The sequence below is a fragment of the Tessaracoccus defluvii genome (genome assembly GCF_014489575.1).
Lineage (GTDB): Bacteria > Actinomycetota > Actinomycetes > Propionibacteriales > Propionibacteriaceae > Arachnia > Arachnia defluvii.
This window is the reverse complement of sequence record NZ_CP060789.1, coordinates 1,299,934-1,321,352: the sequence shown is the minus strand read 5'-3', so window position 1 is coordinate 1,321,352 and position 21,419 is coordinate 1,299,934. Positions and strand designations below refer to the sequence as shown.

At 69.8% G+C, this 21,419-nt stretch carries 22 protein-coding genes, 1 tRNA gene and 1 pseudogene; 14 read left to right on the top strand and 10 right to left on the bottom strand.

The features are described from left to right. Positions 1–5: 5 nt before the first annotated feature. Positions 6–1,019 (bottom strand): LacI family DNA-binding transcriptional regulator, encoded by a 1,014-nt coding sequence (locus H9L22_RS06375; RefSeq protein WP_226966166.1) that lies wholly within the window; start codon positions 1,017–1,019, stop codon positions 6–8. A 226-nt stretch (positions 1,020–1,245) separates the two neighbouring features. On the opposite strand from H9L22_RS06375, the pseudogene H9L22_RS20380 reads away from it, so the two are divergent. Further along, positions 1,246–2,444 (top strand): annotated as a pseudogene (locus tag H9L22_RS20380) (glycosyl hydrolase 53 family protein); the annotation flags it as partial. Then, positions 2,418–3,425 carry an Ig-like domain-containing protein gene (locus tag H9L22_RS19635; protein ID WP_406707823.1) on the top strand — a complete coding sequence of 336 codons (1,008 nt, stop codon included), beginning with the start codon at positions 2,418–2,420 and terminating at the stop codon, positions 3,423–3,425. The pseudogene H9L22_RS20380 and the gene H9L22_RS19635, both read left to right, overlap by 27 nt. A gap of 20 nt (positions 3,426–3,445) precedes the next feature. Here H9L22_RS19635 and H9L22_RS06365 read toward each other — a convergent pair whose 3' ends face one another. Together H9L22_RS06365 and H9L22_RS06360 are read right to left on the bottom strand one after the other, a co-directional pair. Further along, a complete protein-coding gene (locus H9L22_RS06365; protein ID WP_320060599.1) occupies positions 3,446–4,363 on the bottom strand; it encodes an SDR family oxidoreductase in 918 nt (305 codons plus the stop codon). A gap of 95 nt (positions 4,364–4,458) precedes the next feature. Continuing rightward, positions 4,459–4,611 carry a YHS domain-containing protein gene (locus H9L22_RS06360; protein ID WP_187722049.1) on the bottom strand — a complete coding sequence of 51 codons (153 nt, stop codon included), beginning with the start codon at positions 4,609–4,611 and terminating at the stop codon, positions 4,459–4,461. A gap of 327 nt (positions 4,612–4,938) precedes the next feature. Here H9L22_RS06360 and H9L22_RS06355 point away from each other — a divergent pair, with 327 nt between their 5' ends. Then, positions 4,939–5,625 carry a SigB/SigF/SigG family RNA polymerase sigma factor gene (locus H9L22_RS06355; RefSeq protein ID WP_187722048.1) on the top strand — a complete coding sequence of 229 codons (687 nt, stop codon included), beginning with the start codon at positions 4,939–4,941 and terminating at the stop codon, positions 5,623–5,625. Between the two features lie 21 nt (positions 5,626–5,646). On the opposite strand, the gene H9L22_RS06350 is transcribed toward H9L22_RS06355, so the two are convergent. After that, positions 5,647–6,750, bottom strand: coding sequence for an ANTAR domain-containing protein (locus H9L22_RS06350; protein ID WP_187722047.1), 1,104 nt, complete (start codon positions 6,748–6,750; stop codon positions 5,647–5,649). A 172-nt stretch (positions 6,751–6,922) separates the two neighbouring features. On the opposite strand from H9L22_RS06350, the gene H9L22_RS06345 reads away from it, so the two are divergent. From H9L22_RS06345 to H9L22_RS06325, 5 genes are all read left to right on the top strand, one after another. Further along, positions 6,923–7,537 carry a GyrI-like domain-containing protein gene (locus H9L22_RS06345; RefSeq protein ID WP_187722046.1) on the top strand — a complete coding sequence of 205 codons (615 nt, stop codon included), beginning with the start codon at positions 6,923–6,925 and terminating at the stop codon, positions 7,535–7,537. Between the two features lie 96 nt (positions 7,538–7,633). Next, entirely contained in the window at positions 7,634–8,269 is a 636-nt protein-coding gene (locus H9L22_RS06340) for a DUF1707 SHOCT-like domain-containing protein (protein ID WP_226966165.1), read from the top strand. A gap of 113 nt (positions 8,270–8,382) precedes the next feature. Further along, the gene (locus H9L22_RS06335; protein ID WP_187722045.1) at positions 8,383–9,057 is read left to right on the top strand and encodes a nucleoside/nucleotide kinase family protein; all 675 of its coding nucleotides are present in this window, start codon (positions 8,383–8,385) and stop codon (positions 9,055–9,057) included. A 3-nt stretch (positions 9,058–9,060) separates the two neighbouring features. Continuing rightward, complete coding sequence (locus H9L22_RS06330; protein WP_187722044.1) at positions 9,061–9,618, top strand: endonuclease/exonuclease/phosphatase family protein; 558 nt, start codon at positions 9,061–9,063, stop codon at positions 9,616–9,618. Further along, entirely contained in the window at positions 9,615–10,169 is a 555-nt protein-coding gene (locus H9L22_RS06325) for an endonuclease/exonuclease/phosphatase family protein (protein WP_187722043.1), read from the top strand. The genes H9L22_RS06330 and H9L22_RS06325 overlap by 4 nt, the downstream gene beginning before the upstream one ends. Before the next feature lie 65 nt (positions 10,170–10,234). Here the strand turns inward: H9L22_RS06325 and H9L22_RS06320 are convergent. After that, positions 10,235–10,311: transfer RNA gene (locus H9L22_RS06320), tRNA-Ile, on the bottom strand. 37 nt (positions 10,312–10,348) lie between these two features. After that, complete coding sequence (locus H9L22_RS06315; protein WP_187722042.1) at positions 10,349–11,347, bottom strand: hypothetical protein; 999 nt, start codon at positions 11,345–11,347, stop codon at positions 10,349–10,351. 151 nt (positions 11,348–11,498) lie between these two features. Between H9L22_RS06315 and H9L22_RS06310 the strand changes: the two genes are divergently transcribed. The 5 genes from H9L22_RS06310 to H9L22_RS06290 are packed head-to-tail and all read left to right on the top strand — an operon-like array spanning position 11,499 to position 16,250. Next, complete coding sequence (locus H9L22_RS06310) at positions 11,499–12,563, top strand: AAA family ATPase (RefSeq protein ID WP_226966164.1); 1,065 nt, start codon at positions 11,499–11,501, stop codon at positions 12,561–12,563. A gap of 57 nt (positions 12,564–12,620) precedes the next feature. Continuing rightward, positions 12,621–13,649, top strand: coding sequence for a DUF58 domain-containing protein (locus H9L22_RS06305; protein ID WP_187722591.1), 1,029 nt, complete (start codon positions 12,621–12,623; stop codon positions 13,647–13,649). Further along, on the top strand, positions 13,649–14,611 hold the full coding sequence (locus H9L22_RS06300) for a VWA domain-containing protein (RefSeq protein ID WP_187722040.1): 963 nt from the start codon (positions 13,649–13,651) through the stop codon (positions 14,609–14,611). The genes H9L22_RS06305 and H9L22_RS06300 overlap by 1 nt, the downstream gene beginning before the upstream one ends. Further along, on the top strand, positions 14,599–15,564 hold the full coding sequence (locus H9L22_RS06295; RefSeq protein ID WP_406707815.1) for a VWA domain-containing protein: 966 nt from the start codon (positions 14,599–14,601) through the stop codon (positions 15,562–15,564). Before H9L22_RS06300 ends, H9L22_RS06295 begins: the two co-directional genes overlap by 13 nt. Then, positions 15,561–16,250, top strand: a complete 690-nt coding sequence (locus H9L22_RS06290) for a YggS family pyridoxal phosphate-dependent enzyme (protein ID WP_187722038.1) — start codon at positions 15,561–15,563, stop codon at positions 16,248–16,250. The genes H9L22_RS06295 and H9L22_RS06290 overlap by 4 nt, the downstream gene beginning before the upstream one ends. Before the next feature lie 4 nt (positions 16,251–16,254). Here the strand turns inward: H9L22_RS06290 and H9L22_RS06285 are convergent, their stop codons facing one another. Then, positions 16,255–18,150: an alpha/beta hydrolase family protein gene (locus tag H9L22_RS06285; protein ID WP_187722037.1), complete on the bottom strand. Its 1,896-nt coding sequence runs from the start codon at positions 18,148–18,150 to the stop codon at positions 16,255–16,257. Positions 18,151–18,286: 136 nt separating this feature from the next. Here H9L22_RS06285 and H9L22_RS06280 point away from each other — a divergent pair, with 136 nt between their 5' ends. After that, on the top strand, positions 18,287–18,811 hold the full coding sequence (locus H9L22_RS06280; protein WP_187722036.1) for a DUF3145 domain-containing protein: 525 nt from the start codon (positions 18,287–18,289) through the stop codon (positions 18,809–18,811). Positions 18,812–18,815: 4 nt separating this feature from the next. Here the strand turns inward: H9L22_RS06280 and H9L22_RS06275 are convergent, their stop codons facing one another. From H9L22_RS06275 to H9L22_RS06265, 3 genes are all read right to left on the bottom strand, one after another. After that, a complete protein-coding gene (locus H9L22_RS06275; RefSeq protein ID WP_187722035.1) occupies positions 18,816–20,075 on the bottom strand; it encodes a beta-ketoacyl-[acyl-carrier-protein] synthase family protein in 1,260 nt (419 codons plus the stop codon). Between the two features lie 76 nt (positions 20,076–20,151). Next, entirely contained in the window at positions 20,152–20,397 is a 246-nt protein-coding gene (locus H9L22_RS06270; protein ID WP_187722034.1) for an acyl carrier protein, read from the bottom strand. Between the two features lie 28 nt (positions 20,398–20,425). Then, positions 20,426–21,415: a beta-ketoacyl-ACP synthase III gene (locus H9L22_RS06265; protein ID WP_187722033.1), complete on the bottom strand. Its 990-nt coding sequence runs from the start codon at positions 21,413–21,415 to the stop codon at positions 20,426–20,428. Positions 21,416–21,419: the final 4 nt, after the last annotated feature.

Here is a 21,419-nt window from a genome sequence, read left to right as displayed (position 1 = left end):
GCCCGTCAGGCCGACTCCCGCACCACCAGCTCGGTGGGCAGGGTGAGCCGGCCTGCGGGCCGCCCGCCGATCACCTCGAGCAGCATCCTGACCATTTCGTGAGCGATGCGGTCGAAGGGCTGCCGCATCGTCGTCAGCGTGGGGGAGTTCCGCGAGGCGATGGGAGCGTCGTCGAAGCCGGCGACGGCCACGTCGTCGGGCACCCTTCTACCGGCCCTGTGCAGGGCGTCGATCGCGCCGGCGGCCATGACGTCGTTCGCAGCGAAGACGGCGTCGAGGTCGGGGGCGGTCCGCAGCAGCTGCTCCATGGCCGCGTCGCCGGAGGCGCGCGAGTAGTCGCCGTACGCGATCCGGGCCGGGTCGACGTCGCCGACCTCATCCCGGAAGCCGGCGAGGCGGTCGCGCCCGCCGGAGGTGTCCTGGGGTCCGGCGATCAGCCCGATCCGCTCCCTGCCGGAGGCCAGCAGGTGGGCGGCCATGCGCCGGGCACCCTCGACGTCGTCGGCTGCGACGTAGCCGATGCTGCGCTCGTGGCCCAGCGGGGCGCCGCAGGAGATGACGGGCACGTGGGCGTCGACGAGGTCCTGCAGGAAGGCGAGGCGCCCCGCGTGTGACGAGACGAGCAGTGCGCCGTCGACGCGGCCGGTCCGGATGAAGTCGGAGGCCCGGCGCTGGTCGTCGTCGGTTCCGGCGAGCAGCAGCACCAGCGTCATGTCCTGCTCGGCGAGCGCGTCGGCCGCGCCGCGCATGAGGGTGGAGAAGTTGGGGTCGTCGAAGAACCGTTCCTGCTGTTCGGTCAGCAGGAACGCCACGGAGTCGCCCCGGGCGGTGGCGAGGCTGCGGGCGTGGGCATTGATGCGGTAGCCGGTGCTGTCGATGGCCTTCTCGACGGCGGAGCGTGCACCGTCGCTGACCCAGTGCCCCCCGTTGAGGACCCGCGAGACGGTCCCTCGCGAGACGCCGGATGCCCGTGCGACGTCCTCGATGGTGGGACGGCGGCGAGGTCGGTGGTCGGTCACGGGGCAGAGTCTAGGGAAGGTCGGGGCTGACGGCAGCGGTTCCCGATGGACTGGGAGCGGTACGAGCCCTGCAGCGGGGCGCCTTCGCGCCGGTGTCGATTTCGCGAACCTGCTCCGTCCGGGGGCCGGCCGTGTCAGGCTGTGAGCGCACACAGCATCGCAACGACGCGAACCGCACCGCGACCAGGGGTGGGCCGTCGCGCCGCCAACCTGAAAGGACCGACCCATGCAGAAGCGCACGCTGCGCCGGGGCACCGCCGCCATCGCGGTGGCACTGGCCGCCGCACTGACAGTGCCCGTGCCGACCGCCGTCGCCGACGACGGCGCCGTCGACGCCGGCATCTTCGTCGACAAGGTCGACGGCCTCTCGCCCGACTTCCTCCGGGGCGTGGACGTGTCGACCGTCCTGTCGCTCGAGGAGAGCGGCGTCGTGTTCCGGGATGCGGCCGGCCAGCCCGCCGACCTGTTCACCGTGCTCGCCGACAATGGCGTGAACTCCGTCCGGATCCGGGTGTGGAACGACCCGTTCGAAGCGACCGGTCGCGGCTACGGCGGCGGAAGCGTCGACGTCGACCGCGCCGTCGAGATCGGGGAGCGCGCCACGGCCGCGGGCATGGGGGTGCTGGTCGACTTCCACTACTCCGACTTCTGGGCGGATCCCGCCCGCCAGCTCGTCCCCAAGGCGTGGGCGGGGCTGAGTGACGCCGAGACCGTCGTCGCGCTCCACGACTTCACCGCCGCCGCCCTGCAGCAGTTCGAGGATGCGGGAGTCGACGTGACCATGGTGCAGATCGGCAACGAGACCAACAACGCCGTCGCCGGGCACACCCGCCCCGGCCGCGAGATCGACGCCCAGTTCGCGGCATTGATCTCCGCCGGCTCGCAGGCCACCCGAGAGGTGCTGCCGACGCCCTCGTCGCTGTGCACTTCACCAACCCCGAGACGGCCGGACGCTACGCGACCTACGCGGCGGGCCTGGAGGCGTTCGGCGTCGACTACGACGTGTTCGCCAGCTCGTACTACCCCTACTGGCACGGCACGACCGACAACCTCACCGCCGTCCTCACCGACATCGCGACCACCTACGACAAGCAGGTCGTCGTCGCGGAGACGTCCTGGGCGCGCACGCTCGAGGACGGCGACGGCTATGCCAACGTGATCGGATCGGGCGGCACCACCAGCCAGTACCCGGTCAGCGTGCAAGGCCAGGCGTGGCAGCTGCGCGACGTCATCGCCGCGGTCGCCGCCGTCGGCGATGCCGGCCTCGGCGTCTACTACTGGGAGCCGGCCTGGCTGCCCGTGGGACCGCCCGACCAGTACGCCGCCAACCTGGCGCTGTGGGAGCAGTTCGGCTCCGGCTGGGCCTCCAGCGCGGCCAGCGACTACGACCCCGTGCACGTGGGGCCGTACTTCGGCGGCTCGGCGTGGGACAACCAGTCGCTGTTCGCCTGGGACGGCACGCCGCTGGAGTCGCTGCGGACCTTCAGCTACGTCTACACCGGAGCCTCCGCGCCGATCGAGGTCGTCGCCGTCGAACAGGTGTCGCTCGAGGTGAACGACGGCGATCCCGTCGTGCTCCCGCGCACCCTCGCCGTCACCTTCAACGACGGCTCCGTGGTCGCGGATCCCGTCACCTGGTCCGAGGCCGTCGAGTGGATCCGCGGCCCCGGCAGCTACGAGATCCCCGGCTTCACCGCCTCGGGCCAGGCCGTCACCGCGAAGGTCGATGTCGTCGCGGAGAACTTCGTGGTCAACCCCGGTTTCGAGGATCCGGACATGAGCGCCTGGACCCTCACGGGGCCGGCCGCACGGACCGAGTCGGGCGACGCGTTCGCCGGCGGACACGCCGTCACGTTCTGGGAGGGCTGGGCATATGAGACCTCTGCCGCCCAGACCATCACGGGCGTCCCGGCCGGGACCTACGTCCTGACCGCGACGACGCAGGGCACCAACAGTCCCGCCACCGATGTGCGGACCCTGTCCGCGACGACGTCGGCGGGTTCCTGGAGCGCGCCGCTGTCGCTGACTGTGTGGAACGCATTCGACACAGCGGTCGTCGAGGGCATCACCGTCGGGGCGGACGGTGTCGTCGAGGTGCGCGCCGACTTCGCCCTGTCGGGGGGTGCCTGGGGCGTCCTCGACGAGGTGCGGCTGATCAGCGCCGCATCGTTCGGCGGGGGCGAGGTGGACAAGGCAGCGCTGGTGGCGGTACTCGGGAAGGCGGCTGCGGTCGACCGGTCGCGGTACACGGCCGAGACCCTGGTCCAGCTCGACGAGGCGGTCGCCGTCGGCGAGGTGGTCGTCGCAGGTTCGCGTGCGAGCGCCAAGGACGTGCAGAAGGTGACGAAGGGCGTTGAGAAGGCACTGAAGCAGCTGCGGGAGCCTAAGGTCAAGAAGCAGAAGTAGGTTGGCGGAGGTGGCGGCCGTCAGAAGACCGGACGGCCGCCCGTGACCCCCAGTACCGCGCCTGAGACGTACGACGCCTCCAGGGGAGATGCCAGGAAGACGAAGGCCCCTGCGAGCTCGGACGGTTGACCGGCACGGCCGAGCGGGGTGTTCTCACCGAAGCTGGGCATGTCCTCGCCGTTCTTGGTCGCGGGCTGCAAGGGGGTCCAGATCGGGCCGGGGGCCACGGCGTTGACGCGGATCCCGCGGGGGCCCAACTCCTCAGCAAGATTGACGGTGAAGTTGTTGATCGCAGCCTTCGTGGCCGCGTAGTCGATGAGTGCGGCGGAGGGTTCCCTGGCCTGGATCGAGCTGACATTGATGATGCTGGCACCCTTGTCGAGGTGCTTGAGCGCCTGCTGGGTGATCCAGATCAGTGCGTAGAGGTTAGTCTTGAAGACCTGATCCATGTCCTCAGTGGTGACGTCCTCCAGGCCTCGCTCACGGCGCGCCCACTGGTGACCGGCGTTGTTGACGAGCACGTCGAGGCCACCCAGCTGACGCGCCGCGACATCGACCGTGTTCCGGCACGTCTGCTCGTCTCGGATATCGCCAGGCAGCAGGATGCATGTCCGCCTCTCACGCTCCACCCACGCCGCTACGTCCTCCGCATCCGACTGTTCCTCGGGAAGGTAGCTGATGGCCACATCGGCGCCCTCCCGGGCGAAAGTGATCGCGACCGCGCGTCCGATTCCCGAGTCCCCGCCCGTGATCAGGGCCCGGAGACCCTCGAGTCGTCCGCGTCCGATCCATGTCTTCTCCCCGTGGTCCGGGATGGGCGTCATGTCGGTCGTATGGCCGGGAGGTTGCTGCTCCTGTGCGGGGAACCCTCCACCCCGGGTGGCGAGGTCCTCTGCGCTGTCGTTGATGGTGTTCATCGAGGTGTCCGTTCCATTCATGTCCTGCTCATACCCGCATGGTCACGGAACTACACATCCTTGGCAGGGCAAGGAAGAAGGCAGTGGGACCGAAGTCCCGCTGCCTTCCGGAGGGGTCAGGGGCGGGCGTGGCCTGCTGGATCCTGGAGGAACTTCTCACGGCACCCTTCCGAGCAGAAATGGTATTCCTCACCGTTGTAGGTGGCGGACGGGGCGTTCTGGGGGTCCACGTCCATCTGACAGATGGGGCACTGCATCGTGGTGGTCATGTCGCTCTCCTTCGGTTGACGACATCCCGTCAGTACCCACCGGGCGCCGTGACAAACCAGGGGGGACCGGGATCCCTCCTGGAGGAGATGTTGTGACAAGAAGGCCGCTCTCCTTTACCCCTTCGGGGGTTGTGGTTGGCCCTCGGCCGTGACAAGCTGGAGAGGACGAAGCGGTCAAACCACGTGCCGACTTCGGCGATTCCCGTTGGGAGAGTTGCCATGGCACGTGGGCCAGAAACCACATTGACCGAATCCGAGCGCGAGTTGCGGACCCATGAACTGTTCAGCCAGCTGGATCTTGTGACCGGAGGAGAGAACCGCCGCCGAGTGACCGGGCTCATCGTCGAGACGAACCTTCCGTTGTGCGACGCCTTGGCGCGACGCTATGCGCGCCGCGGCGCCGAACACGACGATCTCGTCCAGGTGGCCAGCATCGGCCTCGTGCTGGCCGTCAGACGGTTCCGGACGGACGAGGGGAATCCCTTCGTCACATTCGCCGTTCCCACCATCGTGGGTGAGCTGCGGAGATACTTCCGCGACCACTGCTGGGCGGTGCGGCCTTCACGGTCGACGCAGGAGCTCCGCCCCAGGGTGGAGTCAGCCCGAGCCGACCTTGTCCAGTCTCTGCATCGCGAGCCACGGGAGTCCGAGGTGGCCGAGTACCTCGACACAGACGCTGAGCAGGTGCGGGCCTGCATCATGTCCTCGACCAACTATCGACCCGCCGCCCTCGATGCACCCGTAGGTGAGGGGTCCGTCTCGAGGCTGGGGGATGTGATCGCCGGTTCGACAGATCTCTCCGGCCTCGACGAACAGATCGATCTGCGCCGTGCGCTTGCCCTCCTGTCGCTTCGAGAACAGCGGGTCCTCAGCCTGCGCTACGCGGAGGACCTCACCCAGGCGGAGATCGGCGAGCGCCTCGGCGTCTCCCAGATGCAGATCTCACGCATCCTGCGTCAGGCCTTGGAACGCCTCCGAGGACTCCTCGACGGAGACGTTGATCAGGCCGCCTGAGGGGAGGGAACCCGGGCTCACCTACGCATCCTCCGGCTCGTTGCCCGACTCGACGACCTGCTCGGCGAGGTCGCGGAGTTTGACGTTGCGATGCTGGCTTGCCCGCCGGAGTCGACCGAAGGCCTCGGCGGGCAGGATGCGGTGACGCTCCACGAGGATCCCGGTCGCCTGGCCGATCAACCGGTGGCTCTCCACGGCGAGTCGAAGGTTGGTGAGGTGGTCGGATGCCTCCTGTTGGGCCAGGAGGCGGCTGAGGGCTGCGGCGAAGGCCGCCGCGAGAAGGTCGGCCGCGACCATCTCGTCGACGGTGAGCCTCCGTGCCCGCGGGAACTGGACCCATGCCCTGCAGCCGACGCCCGGGGCGGGCGGGATCAGGAGTATCCCGGGGCGCAGCGCGATGGTGTCGGGGCTGGGACTGCCATCCAGACCAATCTGGACCTCGACCGGGAGGGAGTCCGGGCTGGACAGTTCGCGGGCGTTGAACCAGTACCGGCCGTCGTCCTCGCCCAGCTGGATGGTGCAGTCGCCGTCGAACAGCAGGCCGAACCCGTGTTCGGCGATGCCGATGAGGTCGGACAGATCATCGACAGACGCGAACGCCTGACTCACGTCGGCGGCGGCGGAGCGGCGCCGCTGGGCTTCTCTCTCGCGGGTGATGTCGCGGACGATCCGCAGATGGGTGGTGCCGAGCGTCGCGTGCTGGATGGCGGTGCCGCTGGTGCGGACCCAGATCCGCGTGCGGTTGCGGTCGAAGAAGGCGAACTCTCTGTCTTCCGTCTGGCCCGCCAGGACCTCGTCGAAGTAGCACCGGATCGTATCGAAGGTGTCGGCGTCTTCGGCCTCCGTGGGCCACCAGGGATAGGGAGGGCGGAATGGGCCATCGTCGAGGGTGTAGCCGAACAGGTCGACGAATGCCTGGTTCATCTCCAGCACGAGGCCGTCCGCGTCGAAGAGCAGCATGCCGTCGTCAATGGATTCCAAGACTGCGCGACGCCATTCGGCATCGATCGCCTGGAGACGGGCTTCTGCTTCGGACGTCGTCGCTGTCTCCGAAGGTGTGACGGAGGGCTCGGCGGGCCGATGGGAACCGGGGCCGTAGAGGGCGTTGCTCGAACCATTTTCCATGTGATCTCCTTTCCGAACGGTAGGCCAATTATGGTCAGATCCGGGCAACGCAGAAGCGTTTCCCGGCGTTGTTCGGAGCGGTTCGGGCGAGGTTGTTGCGGCGTCACTAGGGTGAAGAGGCGCTGGCCTCGCCGGCGAAGGTCCGGCCCGCACCCAAGCACAGGTGGCAGACATGCCTGAGAAGATCGACCTCAAGAAGACCCTCGACAGCTTCTCCGCGCCGCGGGGCGGCTTCCGCCTCGTCGAGGTGCCCGACCGGCAGTACCTGATGGTCGACGGGCACGGCGATCCCAATACCTCGCCGGCCTACACCGACGCGCTCGCCGCCCTGTATCCCGTGGCCTACAAGCTGAAGTTCATCAGCAAGCGGGAGCGTGACCGCGACTACGTCGTGCCGCCGCTGGAGGGGTTGTGGTGGGCCGAGGACATGGACACGTTCACCGTCGCCCGGGACAAGTCCCGGTGGAGCTGGACGTTGATGCTCATGGTTCCCGCCTGGCTCGACGAGGCGGACTTCCAGACGGCTGTGCAGCAGGCGGGGACCCGGAACCGGCCCACGCGGCTGGACGACGTCCGGCTCGGGACGCTGTCGGAGGGGCTCTGTGTCCAGACGCTCCATGTCGGCTCGTTCGACGACGAGGGCCCGGTGCTCGAGCGGATGCACCACGAGTTCATCCCGGAGCATGGGCTCAGCCTGGCCGGCAGACACCACGAGGTCTACCTCAGCGACTTCCGCAGGGTGACGTCCGACAAGCTGCGCACGATCCTGCGGCAGCCCGTCAGGTGATCCGCGTGGCACCTTCCCTGCAAGGTCAGGGCTGGTCGCAGCGACACTGCCTGGTCAGGGCGCTGCCATCGGGCCCCCGATCGGTACCCTGGGGGGATGGTTGGTGACGACGGCATGCGGATCGGCGATGCGGAGCGGGAGGCTGCCGTCGCGCAGCTCCAGGATCATCTCGCCTCCGGGCGACTGACTCCCGACGAGTTCAACGACCGGCTGGACAGGGCGTTCGCCGCCCGCACCGCAGCCGAGCTCCGGGCACTCTTCCGTGATCTGCCGGGTGGTGGCGCCACTCCCGCCGGGATGCCGGCGGACCCCTACAGCGTCGACCCGTACGCGCAGTGGGGCCCGAGCCAGCCGGCGATGCCCCCGGCCCAGTGGGGTGGTCAGCCGGCCGAACTTCAACCGCAGTCGCCGAGCAGGCCGTGGTACGCCCAGTGGTGGATCCTGCTCATCGCCATCTTCCTCACGGGCGCTCTCGACGGCGCCTGGTTCATCGTGCCGCTGACAGCCATCTGGATCTGGGTCATCTGGCCGAGCCTCAACAAGAACCGCACGGCCCAGCTACCGGCCGCGCCGCAGCGACCCCTCACCTACTCCGAGCGCGACGAGGTCATCCGCGCGCTGCACGGCACGGGTGAGATCGCCGCCATCAAGCGGTACCGCGAGCTGACCGGCGCCGACCTGCAGACCGCGACGATGACGGTACGGGCCATGAAGCGGGAGCTCGGCTCCTAACGCGCAGCACGCCGGTGGCCCGGGCAGTCCCGCCAACCCGGTCACGAGACCCGCCCGACTCATCTTTCGAACACCCAGGGGATGCTCTGCCGCGTCAGCACTACTGTCGGCCCATGCAGGAAGTCGCGGCGACGGTGCCGGAACTGCTGGCACGCGCTGCCAGCCTCGCCCACTCGGGGACCCGGAAGCTGCTGGGCATCGTCGGTGCGCCAGGGGCAGGCAAGACCACCCTGGGGACGGCGCTGACCAAGGCCCTGGATGGACTCGCGATGCTCGTGCCCATGGACGGCTTCCACCTGGACAATCCCACGCTGGAGCAGGCGGGTCGACGCTCAGCCAAGGGTGCGCCCGACACCTTCGACGTGGCCGGGTACGTCTGCTTGTTGCAGCGTCTCCGCCGGGCGGATGCAGTCGTCCACGCCCCGCGATTCGACCGCGGCCTCGAACTGGCCATCGGCAGCGCGATTCCGGTGCCGCCCGGGGTGCCGCTGGTGTTCACGGAGGGCAACTATCTCCTGCATGACGACGATGGATGGGATGCAGTGCGGCGCGAGCTGGACGAGGTGTGGTTCATCGATGTGGCACCCGAGGAGCGGCGCCGTCGGCTGGTGGGACGCCGCATGGAGCACGGGGAGAGCCGCTCCGAGGCCGAGGCATGGGTGGACGGGGTCGACATGGCCAACGCATCGCTGGTTGAGCGCGGCCGTGACCGCGCCAGCCTCGTGGTCCAGCTGGATAACCGAATGCCCGGGGACAGCCGCCCGACGCCTGAGCGAAAGGGCCGGTGAAGCATGGCTCGCACACTGCCATGGGGAGTCCGGTGGCTGCTGGTCGCCGTCGTCGCCGTGCTCGTGGTCCTCGTCGGCTTGGCGTCGTGGCTCGTATACGACGAACTGCGCCTGCCAGCCGCGGAACCCGCCAACCCGAAACCGGCGGTTGACGGCGTGAGCGGCCTCAACGTTCTCACCTTCAACGTGTGGCACGGAGGTTCGCAGATCCCCGACGGCGCCCAGGCTATCGCCGACATCATCCGCGAGACCGACGCCGATGTGACGTTCATGCCTGAGGTGGGGCGGGCGCCCGCGAAGGTTGGCAGGCTGCTCGGCTACGACCACTACTTCGGCACCGACACGGGCATCGTCTCGCGCTACCCGGTCATCTCCACAGCCGAGGTGGGCACGTGGTGGTCGAAGGCGGTCATCGACGTCAACGGCACTGAGGTCGCGGTCTACGGCGGACACCTCGAGTACCGCTGGTACACGACCTACCTGCCGCGCGGCTACGGCGGCAAGGTCAAGGGCGACTGGCCCGACGGATCGGGCAGCTGGGACCGGCTGGGCGCCCCGTGACCGATGTCGAGCAGGTGCTCGCGGCCAACGAGGCTTCCGGCCGCCCGACGGCGGTCGACGAGGTGCTCGCAGACATCGACGGCGAGCGTGCCGCCGGTCGGGTCGTCGTCCTCGGCGGGGACTTCAACGAGCCGTCGGCGCAGGACTGGACCGCCGAGGCGGCCGACCTCTTCGACCACAACGGTGTGGTCATCCAGTGGCAGACGACGCTGAAGCTGCTGGATGCGGGCCTCGTGGACACCTACCGGGAGATCCATCCGGACCCGGTGGCCAATCCCGGCTTCACCTGGCCGTCGGACAACGAGGGGTTCGCGACCACCAAGCTGACGTGGGCGCCGGAGGCAGACGAGCGCGACCGAATCGACTACATCTTCGCCCTGCCGGATGACCGCCTCACCATCGACTCCTCCACGGTCGTCGGGCCGCGATCCTCCATCGTCCGCAACGAGCGCGTGGTCGACGACAGCGCCGACGAGATCCTCACACCGCAGGCCCCGTGGCCGACGGATCACAAGGCGGTCCTGACGCGTTTCAGCATCACGGGGCCGTAGGTGGTTGCGTGGGATCGATGGGTCGAGCAGTGGAGCGAGCAGTTGCGCGTTCCCGCAAGACACCGTGGTGGGGCGTGCGGGGCTCGAACCCGCGACGGGCGGATTATGAGTCCACTGCTCTAACCGGCTGAGCTAACGCCCCGTAGCGAGCGACAGCATAGCGGGGGAGGGCAGCGTGCCTAGAGCTTGGGGTTCGGCTTCGGATCGCCAGGCCCGGAGCTGTCGCCGCTCGGCTGCACCATGGACGGACTGTGCGAGTACGGGCCGCCGCCGTCGCCGCTGCTCTGTGTGCCGGAGGGCGAGCCCGACTGGGGGCTCGGCGAGCCTGAGCCGCTGCCCGACTGGGGGGAACCCGAACCGGATCCCGATCCTGAGGCCGGCGACGGGATCGGCTGCGGCGCGTTGACCAGCGGCTGATTCTGGAACACCAGGATCGCCAGCAGCAGAGCCACAGCCGTCAGCAGCAGCATCAGCAGGAAAGACGTCAACATCGTGATCCAGCCGCCGCGGTCCTTCCGGCCGGGCCAGGGGAGCGGCCACAGCCGGGTGGTGCCGTGCCCCGTCTTCCCGGTCCAGTGCAGCATGTACTCGGGGCCGGCCGGCTTACTCAGCGGGGGAGTGCGCGACAGATCGATCGCGTGCAACACGCGTTCCGCCTCCCCGACGGCGCGCAGGGAGCCGTCGAAGGCCAGCGCAGCCCACGGTGCGAGCGGCTGATGCCGATCGAGCTGCGGATCGTCCTCCTCGCCGCGGTAACGGACGCCGAGGCGACCCTCCTCCTGGTTCTCCCCGCCACGTGCCACGACGGTGTCGATGTGCATGGCATTGATCTCGCCGGAGAAGCGGGAACGGGCGGCCGCGTCACCGGCCGCGCCCTCGGACAGGAGCAGCACCATGACGGAGTCGCCACCGTCCTCGTGGCCGACGAATGCCATGCCGGCCGGCGAGGCCGTCAACCTGGCATCGAGCCAGAAGTCGCCGACGCGGACGGGATCGTCGTCGGTCAGCGGGAACTGCGGGGCGAGTTCGACCGGTGGAAAGTACGGTTCTGCGACGACCCGGGTCGGGCCCGGCTCCCCGGAGGCGTGCGTGACCGTCGGGGTGTCGTCGAGACCCCCGACACCCGGCGTCACGGCCTCCGGAGCCGGGCCGGTGGCGTCTGCTTCCTCGTTGCTCATCAGGGTCAATGGAACCACATCTGCAAAGCAGCACGCCGCAGGCAGTTCGGCGCCGCCTGTCGGCCCTGGTCCGACCGTCGGCCGCTTCGGGGAGCCTGCTACCCGGGCCGCGCTATCGTTGGCCGGGAATCATCTCGTGAGGAGTCACCGCGTGAGCATTACGCCGACGGACAACACGCCGCTGCCGCAGAGCGTGGGGGAAGCCGCGAAGTTGCTGGGCCAGGCGATCAGCCAGGTCCAGCGCGTCATCGTCGGTCAGGAGCACATGGTGCAGCAGCTGATGGTCGCGCTGCTCGCCAAGGGCCACTGCCTGCTCGAGGGTGTCCCGGGTGTCGCCAAGACGCTGGCCGTGCGCTCCTTCGCCACCGTCGTCGGTGGCGATTTCGCGCGTGTCCAGTTCACACCCGACCTGGTGCCGTCCGACATCGTCGGCACACGCATCTACTCCGCCAAGGCAGAGACCTTCGAGATCGAACTCGGCCCCATCTTCGTGAACTTCGTGCTCGCCGACGAGATCAACCGGGCGCCGGCCAAGGTGCAGTCCGCGATGCTCGAGATCATGGCCGAGAAGCAGGTCTCCATCGGCGGCAAGACGTACCCGGCGCCGAAGCCCTTCATCGTCATCGCCACCCAGAACCCGGTCGAGTCCGAGGGCGTCTACCCCCTGCCCGAGGCGCAGCGCGACCGCTTCCTCGTGAAGGTCGACGTGCCCTACCCCCGCGGCAACGAGGAGCTCGAGATCCTCCGACGCATGAGCGTCACCCCGCCGGAGGCCGACAGGGTGCTGGACCCGCAGGTGGTGCGTCACCTGCAGGACATGGCGTCCAATGTGTTCGTGCACAACCTCGTGGCCGAGTACATCGTGCGGCTCGTGCTCGCCTCCCGTAACCCGGCCGACTTCGACATGCCCGACCTCGCCGGCGTCATCCAGATCGGCTGCTCGCCGCGTGCGACCCTCGGCCTCGTCGCAGCCGCCCGCGCCCTCGCGCTCATCAACGGCCGCGACTACGTGCTCCCCACCGACGTCCAGGCCGTCGCCAAGGACGTCATGGCGCACCGCATCGTCCTCGGCTTCGACGCCGTCGCCGACAACATCAACCCGACCGACGTCGTGGACCGCATCCTCGCGATGGTCCCCGCGCCCACCCCCGTGTGGAACAAGGAGCAGCGCCAGGCGAGCCATCAGCAGCACGCGCACCAGCCCGGGCGGGCCTAGGACGCCGTGTCGACTCCGGGCTTCAGCTTCAACGGCCCCCCTCCACAGGGGCCGCCCCTGCCCGCACCCGACAAGACGGGCGCGGAGTGGTCCGTCCTGCGGCCCCCGACGGGGCCGACGGTCCCGCTCAGCAAGCTCGCCCCTGAGGCCGCGCTGCGTCGGCTCGAACTGACGATCGTCCGCCGCCTGGAGGGCTTCCTCCACGGCGACCACCTGGGACTGCTTCCGGGCCCCGGCTCCGACACCAACGACGCCCGCATCTATCAGCCCGGCCAGGACGACGTCCGCAAGATGGACTGGGCCGTCACCGCCCGCACCACCATCCCGCACGTGCGCGACACCATGGCCGACCGTGAGCTCGAGGTGTGGGCGCTGCTGGATGCCACGCCGTCGATGAACTGGGGCACCGAGGGCATCACCAAACGTGACCTGGGCATCGCCGCCATCGCCACCATCGGCTTCCTTAGCCAGCGGATGGGTGACCGCTTCGGCGGCATGGTGATGCTTCCCGACAAGGTCAAACGCCTCCCGGCACGGTCGGGCCGCACCGCGCTGTACGGCCTGCTGCGCAAGCTGCTGACCGAACCGATCGTCCCCGACCACGCGCCCGGCACCCTCGAACTGGCCGACGGCATCGAGCTGCTCAACCGCTCGCAGCGCCGCCGCGGCATGCGGGTGGTCGTCTCCGACTTCCTGACCCCGGGCGACGCGGAACTGGATCCGAGCGTCGAGCCCGACTGGGAACGGTCGCTGCGCCGTCTCGCGGTGCGCAACCAGGTGCTGTGCGTCGAGGTCATCGACCGTGCCGAGGTCGAGTTCCCCGACGTCGGCGAGATGCTGATCCGCGACCCGGAGACGGCTTTCTCCCGCTACGTCAACACCTCCGACGACGCGGCCAAGCGACGCATGGACGCTGCGACCACCGCCCAGCGGGAACGCGTGAAGGTCGCCCTGCGACGCGCCGGGGCCGGGCACATCCAGCTGCGGACCGACCGGGACTGGGTCGCCGACATCGCCCGCTTCGTGCTGAACTACCGCCGGACGGCGGCCATCCTGCATCAGCCGCCGCAGGGGGTGAGCAAGTGATGAGCTGGATCCCCGACTTCGGCAACCCGGAGCGCCTCTGGACGCTGCTCCTGCTGCCCGTGCTGATCATCGCGTACCTGATCATCCTCCGGCTCAAGGGCCGGGTCGCGCTCCGCTTCACCAACACGGGCATGCTCGGCAGGGTGGTCGGGCCGCAGCGACGCTGGACCAGGCACCTGTTCGTGGCCATGTCGCTGTGCTCCCTGGTCGCGCTCAGCCTCGCCTACGCGAACCCGCTGGGGACGGAGAAGCAGCCGCGGGAACGCGCCACCGTCGTCATGGTGGTCGACACGTCCAGGTCGATGGCGGCCGAGGACGTCGCCCCGAACCGGCTGTCGGCCGCCAAGCAGGCCGCCCGCGAGTTCGTCGACTCCCTGCCTGTCTCCTACAACGTCGCAGTCGTCACCATGGCCGGCACCCCGGCCATCGCGATGCCGCCGTCGACCGACCGCGGCGCCGTCGACCGGGTGCTCGACTCCCTGCAGCTCGAGGACGGCACAGCCATCGGCGACGCCATCACCGCCGCGTTGAGCGCCGTCGACCAGGCACCCGAGGGTGACGGCGACGAGGCGGCACCCGCGATGATCGTGATGCTCTCCGACGGCACCAACACCGAGGGCCCCGCGCCGGCCGGGCCGACGACGTCGGCCAAGCAGCGGGGCATCCCGATCTTCACCATCGCCTACGGCACCGAGAACGGCTTCGTCGACATCGACGGCAAGCGCGAAAACGTCGCCCCCGACAAGACGACGCTGCAGACCATCGCCTCGACGACCGGCGCCCGCGCCGTCGGAGCCGACGACAGGGCCTCCCTGGAGGGCGCCTACAAGGAGATCGGCTCCGTGATCGGCTACGAGGACGTCTCCAAGCCCATCACCGCCACGTACGCCGCGGTGGCGCTCGCCTTCGCGGTCGTCGCCGCGCTCGGCGCCGTCTTCATGGCAGCGAGGTGGCCGCGATGACCTTCCTCGGCATGGAGTTCCTGATGCCCGGCCGCCTGTGGGCGTTGCTGATCATCCCCGTCATCGGGGTGCTGTACGTGCTGCTGTCCAACCGGGGCTCGAAGACGCAGGTCAGCCACCGGCTGCGCGTGGTGGTGCCGAAGGACGCGGCCTGGAAACGCAACGGCGCCGTCCTGCTGGCGATGCTGTCGCTCGCCTCGCTGATCGTGGCGTGGGCCATCCCACGTGACTACGTCGACAAGCCCCGCGACCGGGCGACCATCGTCGTCGCGCTGGACGTGTCCTGGTCCATGGAGGCCGAGGACGTCGACCCGAACCGGATCCGCGCGGCGCAGGCGGCCGCGAAGGCGTTCATCGGCTCGCTGCCCGAGCGGTTCAACGTGGCGCTCGTCACGTTCGCCGGCACGCCGGCCGTCAACGTCGCGCCGACCACCGACCGCGGCGTGCTCGACCGGGCCATCGACGCACTGGTGCTGGCGCCGTCGACGGCTGTCGGCGAGGGCATCTACAAGAGTCTCGACGCGCTGAAGCTTGTGCCACCGGACCCCGACAACCCCGACGAGACGCCGCCGGCCGCCATCGTGCTCCTCTCCGACGGCGCCACCAACGTCGGTCGCGCCTCGGCCGGCGCAGCCACCTCGGCGAAGGAGGCGGGCGTGCCCGTCTACACGATCGCGTTCGGCACCGACAACGGCTTCGTCGAGCAGGACGGCCAACGGCAGCGGGTCGCCGTCGACCACTACGAGTTGAGCGAGATCGCGAAGCTGTCGGGCGGCAAGAAGTACTCGGCCGACTCGGCCTCGCAGCTGAGCGAGGTCTACGAGGCCATCCGCGCCTCCGTCGGTACCGAGAAGGTGCCCGCCGAGGTCACCGACCGGTACGCGGGCCTTGCCCTCATCTTCGCCGTGCTGGCGGCGCTGGGCGTGATCTCGCTCGGGGCACGCTGGCCGTGAGCGTCGCCGAGAACCTGCGGCGGGTCCGGGAGCAGATCGACACCGCCTGCCGTGACGCCGGCCGCGACCCGGCCGGGGTGTCGCTGCTGCCCGTCTCCAAGTTCCACCCCATCGACGCGATCCGCGAGGCCGCCACGCTGGGCTACCTCCGCTTCGGCGAGAACCGCCCCCAGGAACTCGCGGCGAAGGCGGGCGAGCTGGGCGAGCCGTTCCAGTTCGTGGCGATCGGCCAGGTCCAGTCCAACAAGGCGGGCCTGATCGCGCAGCACGCCGCTGAACTGCAGTCGCTCGACTCGCTGCGGCTCGCGGGCGCGCTGCAGCGACGCCTCAAGGCGCTGGGGCGGAGGCTGCCGGTGCTCGTGCAGGTCAACACCTCCGGCGAGGAGGCGAAATCGGGGATCACCCCCGACGACGTGGTTGGTTTCGCCGAGCAGTTGGCCGCCTTCGACGCGCTCGAGCCGCGCGGGCTCATGACGCTCGCCGTCAACAGTCCCGATGCCGACGCCGTCGGCGCCTGTTTCGCGGCGCTCGCAGCTGCCAGGGACCGGCTCCAGAACCGCTTCGGCGGCGGCTGGGACGAGCTCAGCATGGGCATGTCGGGCGACTTCCGCCTCGCCGTTGCCCACGGGTCGACGTGTGTGCGGATCGGTACCGCGATCTTCGGGCCCCGACCCGCTCAGCCCTGACGGGTCAGTCGGCTACCGGCCCGGTCTCGGGGTCCGGCTCGGCGACCGGCTCGACTTCGACGACCGGCGTCGGCAGGTTCTCGATCGCCAGCAGTGGCACGTCGTCGCTGTGCGGTAGGCCCAGGACCTGTTCCAGGAACGACACCTGCGCCTCCAGCGCGGTGCGCCGCGTCGCCCACGCCCGGAAGCCGTGGCCCTCGCCCTCGAGCATCACCAGCGCGACAGGCCTGCCCGCCGCGCGGACGGCGTCGGCCATCTGCACCGCCTGCGCCGGCGGCACCACCTTGTCTTCGGTGCCCTGCAAGATCAGCATCGGCGTCGTCAGCGTGTCGAGGTGCTGGATGGGGGAGCGCTCCACGTAGACGTCGCGGCCCTCGGGCCACGGCGCCACCAGCCCGTCGCAGTACCGGGACTCGGCCTTGTGCGTGTCGGTGGCAAGCGTCGTCAGGTCGCCGATCCCGTACCGGCTGATGCCGGCGGCGTACAGGTCGGTGCCGACCAGGGAACCCAGCGTCGTGAATCCTCCGGCGCTGCCTCCCGTGATGGAAACCCGCACGGGGTCCGCCAGCCCGCGTCCGGTGACGTCGCGGACAGCCGCAGCCACATCGGTCACGTCGAGAATGCCCCACACGCCACGGAGCCGGTTGCGGTAGGCGCGGCCGAAGCCGGTGGAGCCGCCGTAGTTGACGTCGAGGACGGCGAAGCCGCGCGACACCCAGAACTGGCGGGTCTCGTCATAGGACGACGTCGCCATCGATGTGGGCCCGCCGTGCGTCATCACGAGCAGGGGCGGGTTCTCCGCGGCCGGACGGTACAGCCAGCTGTGGATCGGACCTGCGTCGGTCGACGTCCAGACCGCCTCGGGCGCCACGGCCTCAGGATCGCCCTCGGCCGGGCCGGCGAGGGTCGTGACGGCGCCGCTGGTGTCGATCGCCACTAGGGTGGCGGCGCGATCGGGCCACTGCGCGACGGCGTACAGCACGCCGTCGGCCCAGGCCAGCGAGTCGATGTCGGAGGTGCCGGGCAGTGGCCGCGTGATCGCGCCGGTGGCCCAGTTCCAGACCTCGACGGCGCCGCGTCCGTCCCGGTAGACGACAGAGGCCAGCGACGTGCCGCCCACGGCGGTGGCGACCACGCGGTCGAGCACCCACAGAGGGCCGGCCGCGTCGTGGTCGATGGCCCAGCTGTGCCCGCCGGCAAGCCGCCAGTTCCAGAATCCGCTCTCGTCGGAGACGTAGGCGAGACGGCCGTCCGGCAGCCAGACGGAGCCGTTGGCCGCCACCTCGGGCTTCGCTACGACGGGGGCCGCGTCGGTCGGGTCCGCCAGCGTCGCCGTCCAGACGGAGGCCTCATCCCAGCTCATCTGCGGATGGTTCCACTGGAACCACGCCAGCCGCCCGGCCTGCACGGCGATGCCCGCGTAGAAGTCGGCCCCCGTCGCGATGACGCGGCCGCCGTCGGCATTGTCCCCGGTGAGGCTCAGCGCCACGATCTCGGTGCGGGGTTCCGGGGCGGCGTCGTGATCCTCACGGACCGCGAGCAGCACGCCGTCAGCGACGCTCAGGACGAGGCCGCCGTAGATGAAACGGGCCTGTTCAGGGGTGAGCGGACGGCGACCGGAGTCGTCGGCGACCCACACCTGCCGGGTCCGGTCGTCGCACCAGGCGAGGACGCCCGCGTCGACGCTGTTGGCGCCGCCGCCGTACTCCATCGCCCGCGAACGCACCGAGGCCTCGGGCGTCAGGTCCGTGACCTCGCCGTCGCGGAGCCTCCGGACGGTGATCCGGCCGTCCTCGGCGGCGATCGCGGCGAGCCAGTAGACGTCGCCCCCGTCGGCGGATACCTGGCTGATCGCGTCGGGGTAGTGGAGGACCGTCTCGAGGCTGCGGGGGTTCGTCATGAGGCATGTCTACCGGCTCCGCGGGGGTCAGGCAAAGGGGGCGTTGCGCGTATCGGGCCCGGGTGCACAATTGGGGGCAGCTTCCGGCCGGATGATCGCAGGGGAAGGCAATCAGGCCGACCAGGAGGTACCCAAGATGACTGCTCGCGTTTCGACGAACAGCCACCACACGGCGCGTGGGATGATCCTCATCCACTCCGCGTCGGCGGCGCTGTGCCCGCACATCGAATGGGCGATCGGGTCGGTGCTCGGAAACAGGGTCCAGGTGACCTGGACGACGCAGCCCGCCGAACCAGGAGCCAAGCGTGGCGAATGGTCGTGGACGGGCCCCGTCGGCACCGGTGCCGCCCTGTCGTCCGCCCTGGCCCGACTCATGCAGCTGCGCTTCGAGGTCACCGAGGAGCCGACGTCGGCCTCCGACGGGCAGCGCTACTCCTACACGCCCGACCTGGGCTCCTTCACCGCGGTCGTCGGCACCTACGGCGACATCCTGGTGCCGGAGGACCGGCTCCGTCACGCCGTCGCGAACGATGCCCTCGGCGGGGAGCCGATCCACAAGGCGCTGGAGAAGCTGCTGGGCGTGCCGTGGGACGAGGAGCTCGACGTGTTCCGTCACGCGACGGAGGACGCGCCGGTCCGTTGGCTGCACCAGGTGGTCTGAGACCTTAGGCGGTGACGTTCTCGTTCGTCACCGCGACGGCGACGTTCGAGCCGCCGAAGCCGAACGAGTTGTTCACCGCGGCCAGCGCACCGTCACCCAGCGGGCGGGTCTCGTTGACGGCGATGTCGATCGGCAGGTCCGGCTCGAGGTTCTCGATGTTGATCGTCGGTGGCACGACGCGGTCGCGCAGCGCCATGACGGTCGCGAACGTCTCCAGCGCCCCGGCGCCGCCGAGCAGGTGACCTGTCATCGACTTCGTGGATGTGACGACGACGCCGTCGACCGCGGACCCCAGCGCCTTCGCGATCGAGCTCGCCTCCGTCACGTCGCCCTGCGGCGTCGACGTGCCGTGCGCGTTGACGTGGACGATGTCACGCGGCTCGAGGCCGGCGGCGCGCAGCGCTTTGATCATGGCCTGCGACTGGCCACGGCCCGTCGGCTCCGGCTGGACGATGTCGTGGTTGTCGTTGCTGATGCCGGCGCCGGCCAGGGTGCCGTAGATCCTCGCGCCGCGTGCCAGGGCGTTCTCGAGCGTCTCCAGCACCATCACGACGGCGCCCTCGCCGAGGACGAAGCCGTCACGGCCCGTGTCCCACGGACGCGACGCGTGCTGCGGGTCGTCGTTGCGGCGGCTCAGCGCCTGCATCTGGGCGAAGGCGTTGATCGGCAGCGGGTGGATGACACCCTCCGTGCCGCCGGCGACGGCGATGTCGCAGCGACCCAGCTGGATCTGGTCGTAGGCCAGCGAGATGGCCTCGTTGGAGGAGGCGCAGGCGCTGACGGGGGCGTGGACGGCGGCGGCGGCACCCAGGGCCAGCCCCAGGTTCGCGGCCGGTGCGTTGGCCATCAGCATCGGGATCGTCAGGGGGGAGACGCGGCGCAGGCCCTTCTCCTTCTGCACGTCCCAGTTGCTCAGCAGCGAGTTGAGGCCGCCGATGCCGGTGCCGACGGAGACGAGCAGGCGGTCGGGGTCGACGGGGTTGTCCTCGCCGAGGCCGAGGCCCGCGTCGGCCCAGGCCTCGAGGCCCGCGGCCATCGCCAGCTGCGACGACCGGTCGAGGCGGCGGGCCGCGACGCGGTCGAGCACGTCGAGCGGATCGCCGGCCACCTGGGCGGCGAAGGTGACGGGCAGCTCAGCGGCCCATTCCTGCTCCAGGGTGCGGACGCCGGAGCGTCCGGCGAGCATCGCTTCCCACGTGCTGGGGGCGTCGGTGCCGAGCGGCGTGAAGGCGCCGAAACCGGTGATGACGACGGTGCGGGTCATACGGACTCCTGGAGGGGTGGCTGGAGGAGAGGAAAGGGGGTGGGGGCGGCCCGGGTGACCGGGGCCGCCCGACGAGTCAGCTCTGGGCGCGCTCGATGTAGGCGACGGCGTCGCCGACGGTCTTGAGGTTCTTGGCGTCCTCGTCGGGGATCGACACGGAGAACTTGTCCTCGCAGGCGTAGATGATCTCGACCATCGACAGGGAGTCGACGCCCAGGTCGTCGACGAAGGACTTGTCCAGCTGGACGTCCTCGGCGGCTACGCCGGCGATGTCGTTGACGATCTCGGCGAGGTCGGTGCGGATCTCTTCGGTGCTTGCCATGGTGGCTCCTTCTTTCTAGGTGATGCGATCAGGGCAGAATCAGGGTCTGGCCGGCGAACACGAGGCCCGCGCCGAACCCGATGATCAGTGCACTGTCACCGCTGTGTGCCTGCCCGGACTCGAGCAGTTCTTCCATCGCCAGCGGAATCGACGCCGCGGACGAGTTGCCCATCTGGATGATGTCGCGACCCACGACGACATCCTCGGGCAGCTTGAGGTGGCGCAACATCGAATCGGTGATCCGGTTGTTGGCCTGGTGGGGGATGAAGCAGTCGAGCTCCTCGGCGGTCAGCCCGGACCTCTCCAGCGTCTCGACGGCCTTCTCCACGATGGCGGTGGTGGCCCACTTGAAGACCTCGCGCCCCTCCATGTGGATGTGCGGCGGGTTCTCCGACGGGTTGACGGTGCGCCAGTCGTCGATCTCGATGACACGCGACGCCTCGGGCTTCGAGCCCCACACCGTCGGGCCGATGGCCGGGACGTCCGAGGGGCCGACGACGACGGCGCCGGCACCGTCGGAGAAGAGGAACGCCGTGGAGCGGTCGGTCAGGTCGGTGAAGCGCGACAGCGTCTCGACACCGAGCACGAGAACGTTCGTGGCAGCCCCGGAGCGGACCATCGACTCGGCCAGGCTGATGCCGTAGCAGAATCCGGCGCAGGCGGCGGAGATGTCGAACGCGGCGGGCGCGGTCAGCCCCAGCTTCTCGGCCAGGATGCAGGCCAGCGACGGGGTCTGCTGGAAGTGGGAGACGGTCGACACCAGGATGGCGTCGACGTCGGAGGGCTGCAGCCCCGCCCGCTCGATCGCCTTGCGCCCCGCCTCGACACCGAGCGTCTCCGCGTCCTCGCCCTCGGCGACCCAGCGGCGTTCCTTGATGCCGGTGCGCTGCGTGATCCACTCGTCCGTCGAGTCGATCATGGTGCACATCTCTTCGTTGGTCACCACGCGGCTGCCGCGGGCGCCGGCGACGGACAGGAGGCGGGCGTACTGGGCGCCGGTCGAGCTCTGGAGGGGCACGGAG

Bases quoted from the DNA above. Each gene is read 5' to 3' on its own strand.
- H9L22_RS06365 (WP_320060599.1), bottom strand. From the start codon at position 4,363: ATGAATGGAACGGACACCTCGATGAACACCATCAACGACAGCGCAGAG.
- H9L22_RS06360 (WP_187722049.1), bottom strand. From the start codon at position 4,611: ATGACCACCACGATGCAGTGCCCCATCTGTCAGATGGACGTGGACCCC.
- H9L22_RS06350 (WP_187722047.1), bottom strand. From the start codon at position 6,750: ATGGAAAATGGTTCGAGCAACGCCCTCTACGGCCCCGGTTCCCATCGG.
- H9L22_RS06345 (WP_187722046.1), top strand. From the start codon at position 6,923: ATGCCTGAGAAGATCGACCTCAAGAAGACCCTCGACAGCTTCTCCGCG.
- H9L22_RS06340 (WP_226966165.1), top strand. From the start codon at position 7,634: ATGGTTGGTGACGACGGCATGCGGATCGGCGATGCGGAGCGGGAGGCT.
- H9L22_RS06335 (WP_187722045.1), top strand. From the start codon at position 8,383: ATGCAGGAAGTCGCGGCGACGGTGCCGGAACTGCTGGCACGCGCTGCC.
- H9L22_RS06330 (WP_187722044.1), top strand. From the start codon at position 9,061: ATGGCTCGCACACTGCCATGGGGAGTCCGGTGGCTGCTGGTCGCCGTC.
- H9L22_RS06315 (WP_187722042.1), bottom strand. From the start codon at position 11,347: ATGAGCAACGAGGAAGCAGACGCCACCGGCCCGGCTCCGGAGGCCGTG.
- H9L22_RS06300 (WP_187722040.1), top strand. From the start codon at position 13,649: ATGAGCTGGATCCCCGACTTCGGCAACCCGGAGCGCCTCTGGACGCTG.
- H9L22_RS06285 (WP_187722037.1), bottom strand. From the start codon at position 18,150: ATGACGAACCCCCGCAGCCTCGAGACGGTCCTCCACTACCCCGACGCG.
- H9L22_RS06280 (WP_187722036.1), top strand. From the start codon at position 18,287: ATGACTGCTCGCGTTTCGACGAACAGCCACCACACGGCGCGTGGGATG.
- H9L22_RS06275 (WP_187722035.1), bottom strand. From the start codon at position 20,075: ATGACCCGCACCGTCGTCATCACCGGTTTCGGCGCCTTCACGCCGCTC.
- H9L22_RS06270 (WP_187722034.1), bottom strand. From the start codon at position 20,397: ATGGCAAGCACCGAAGAGATCCGCACCGACCTCGCCGAGATCGTCAAC.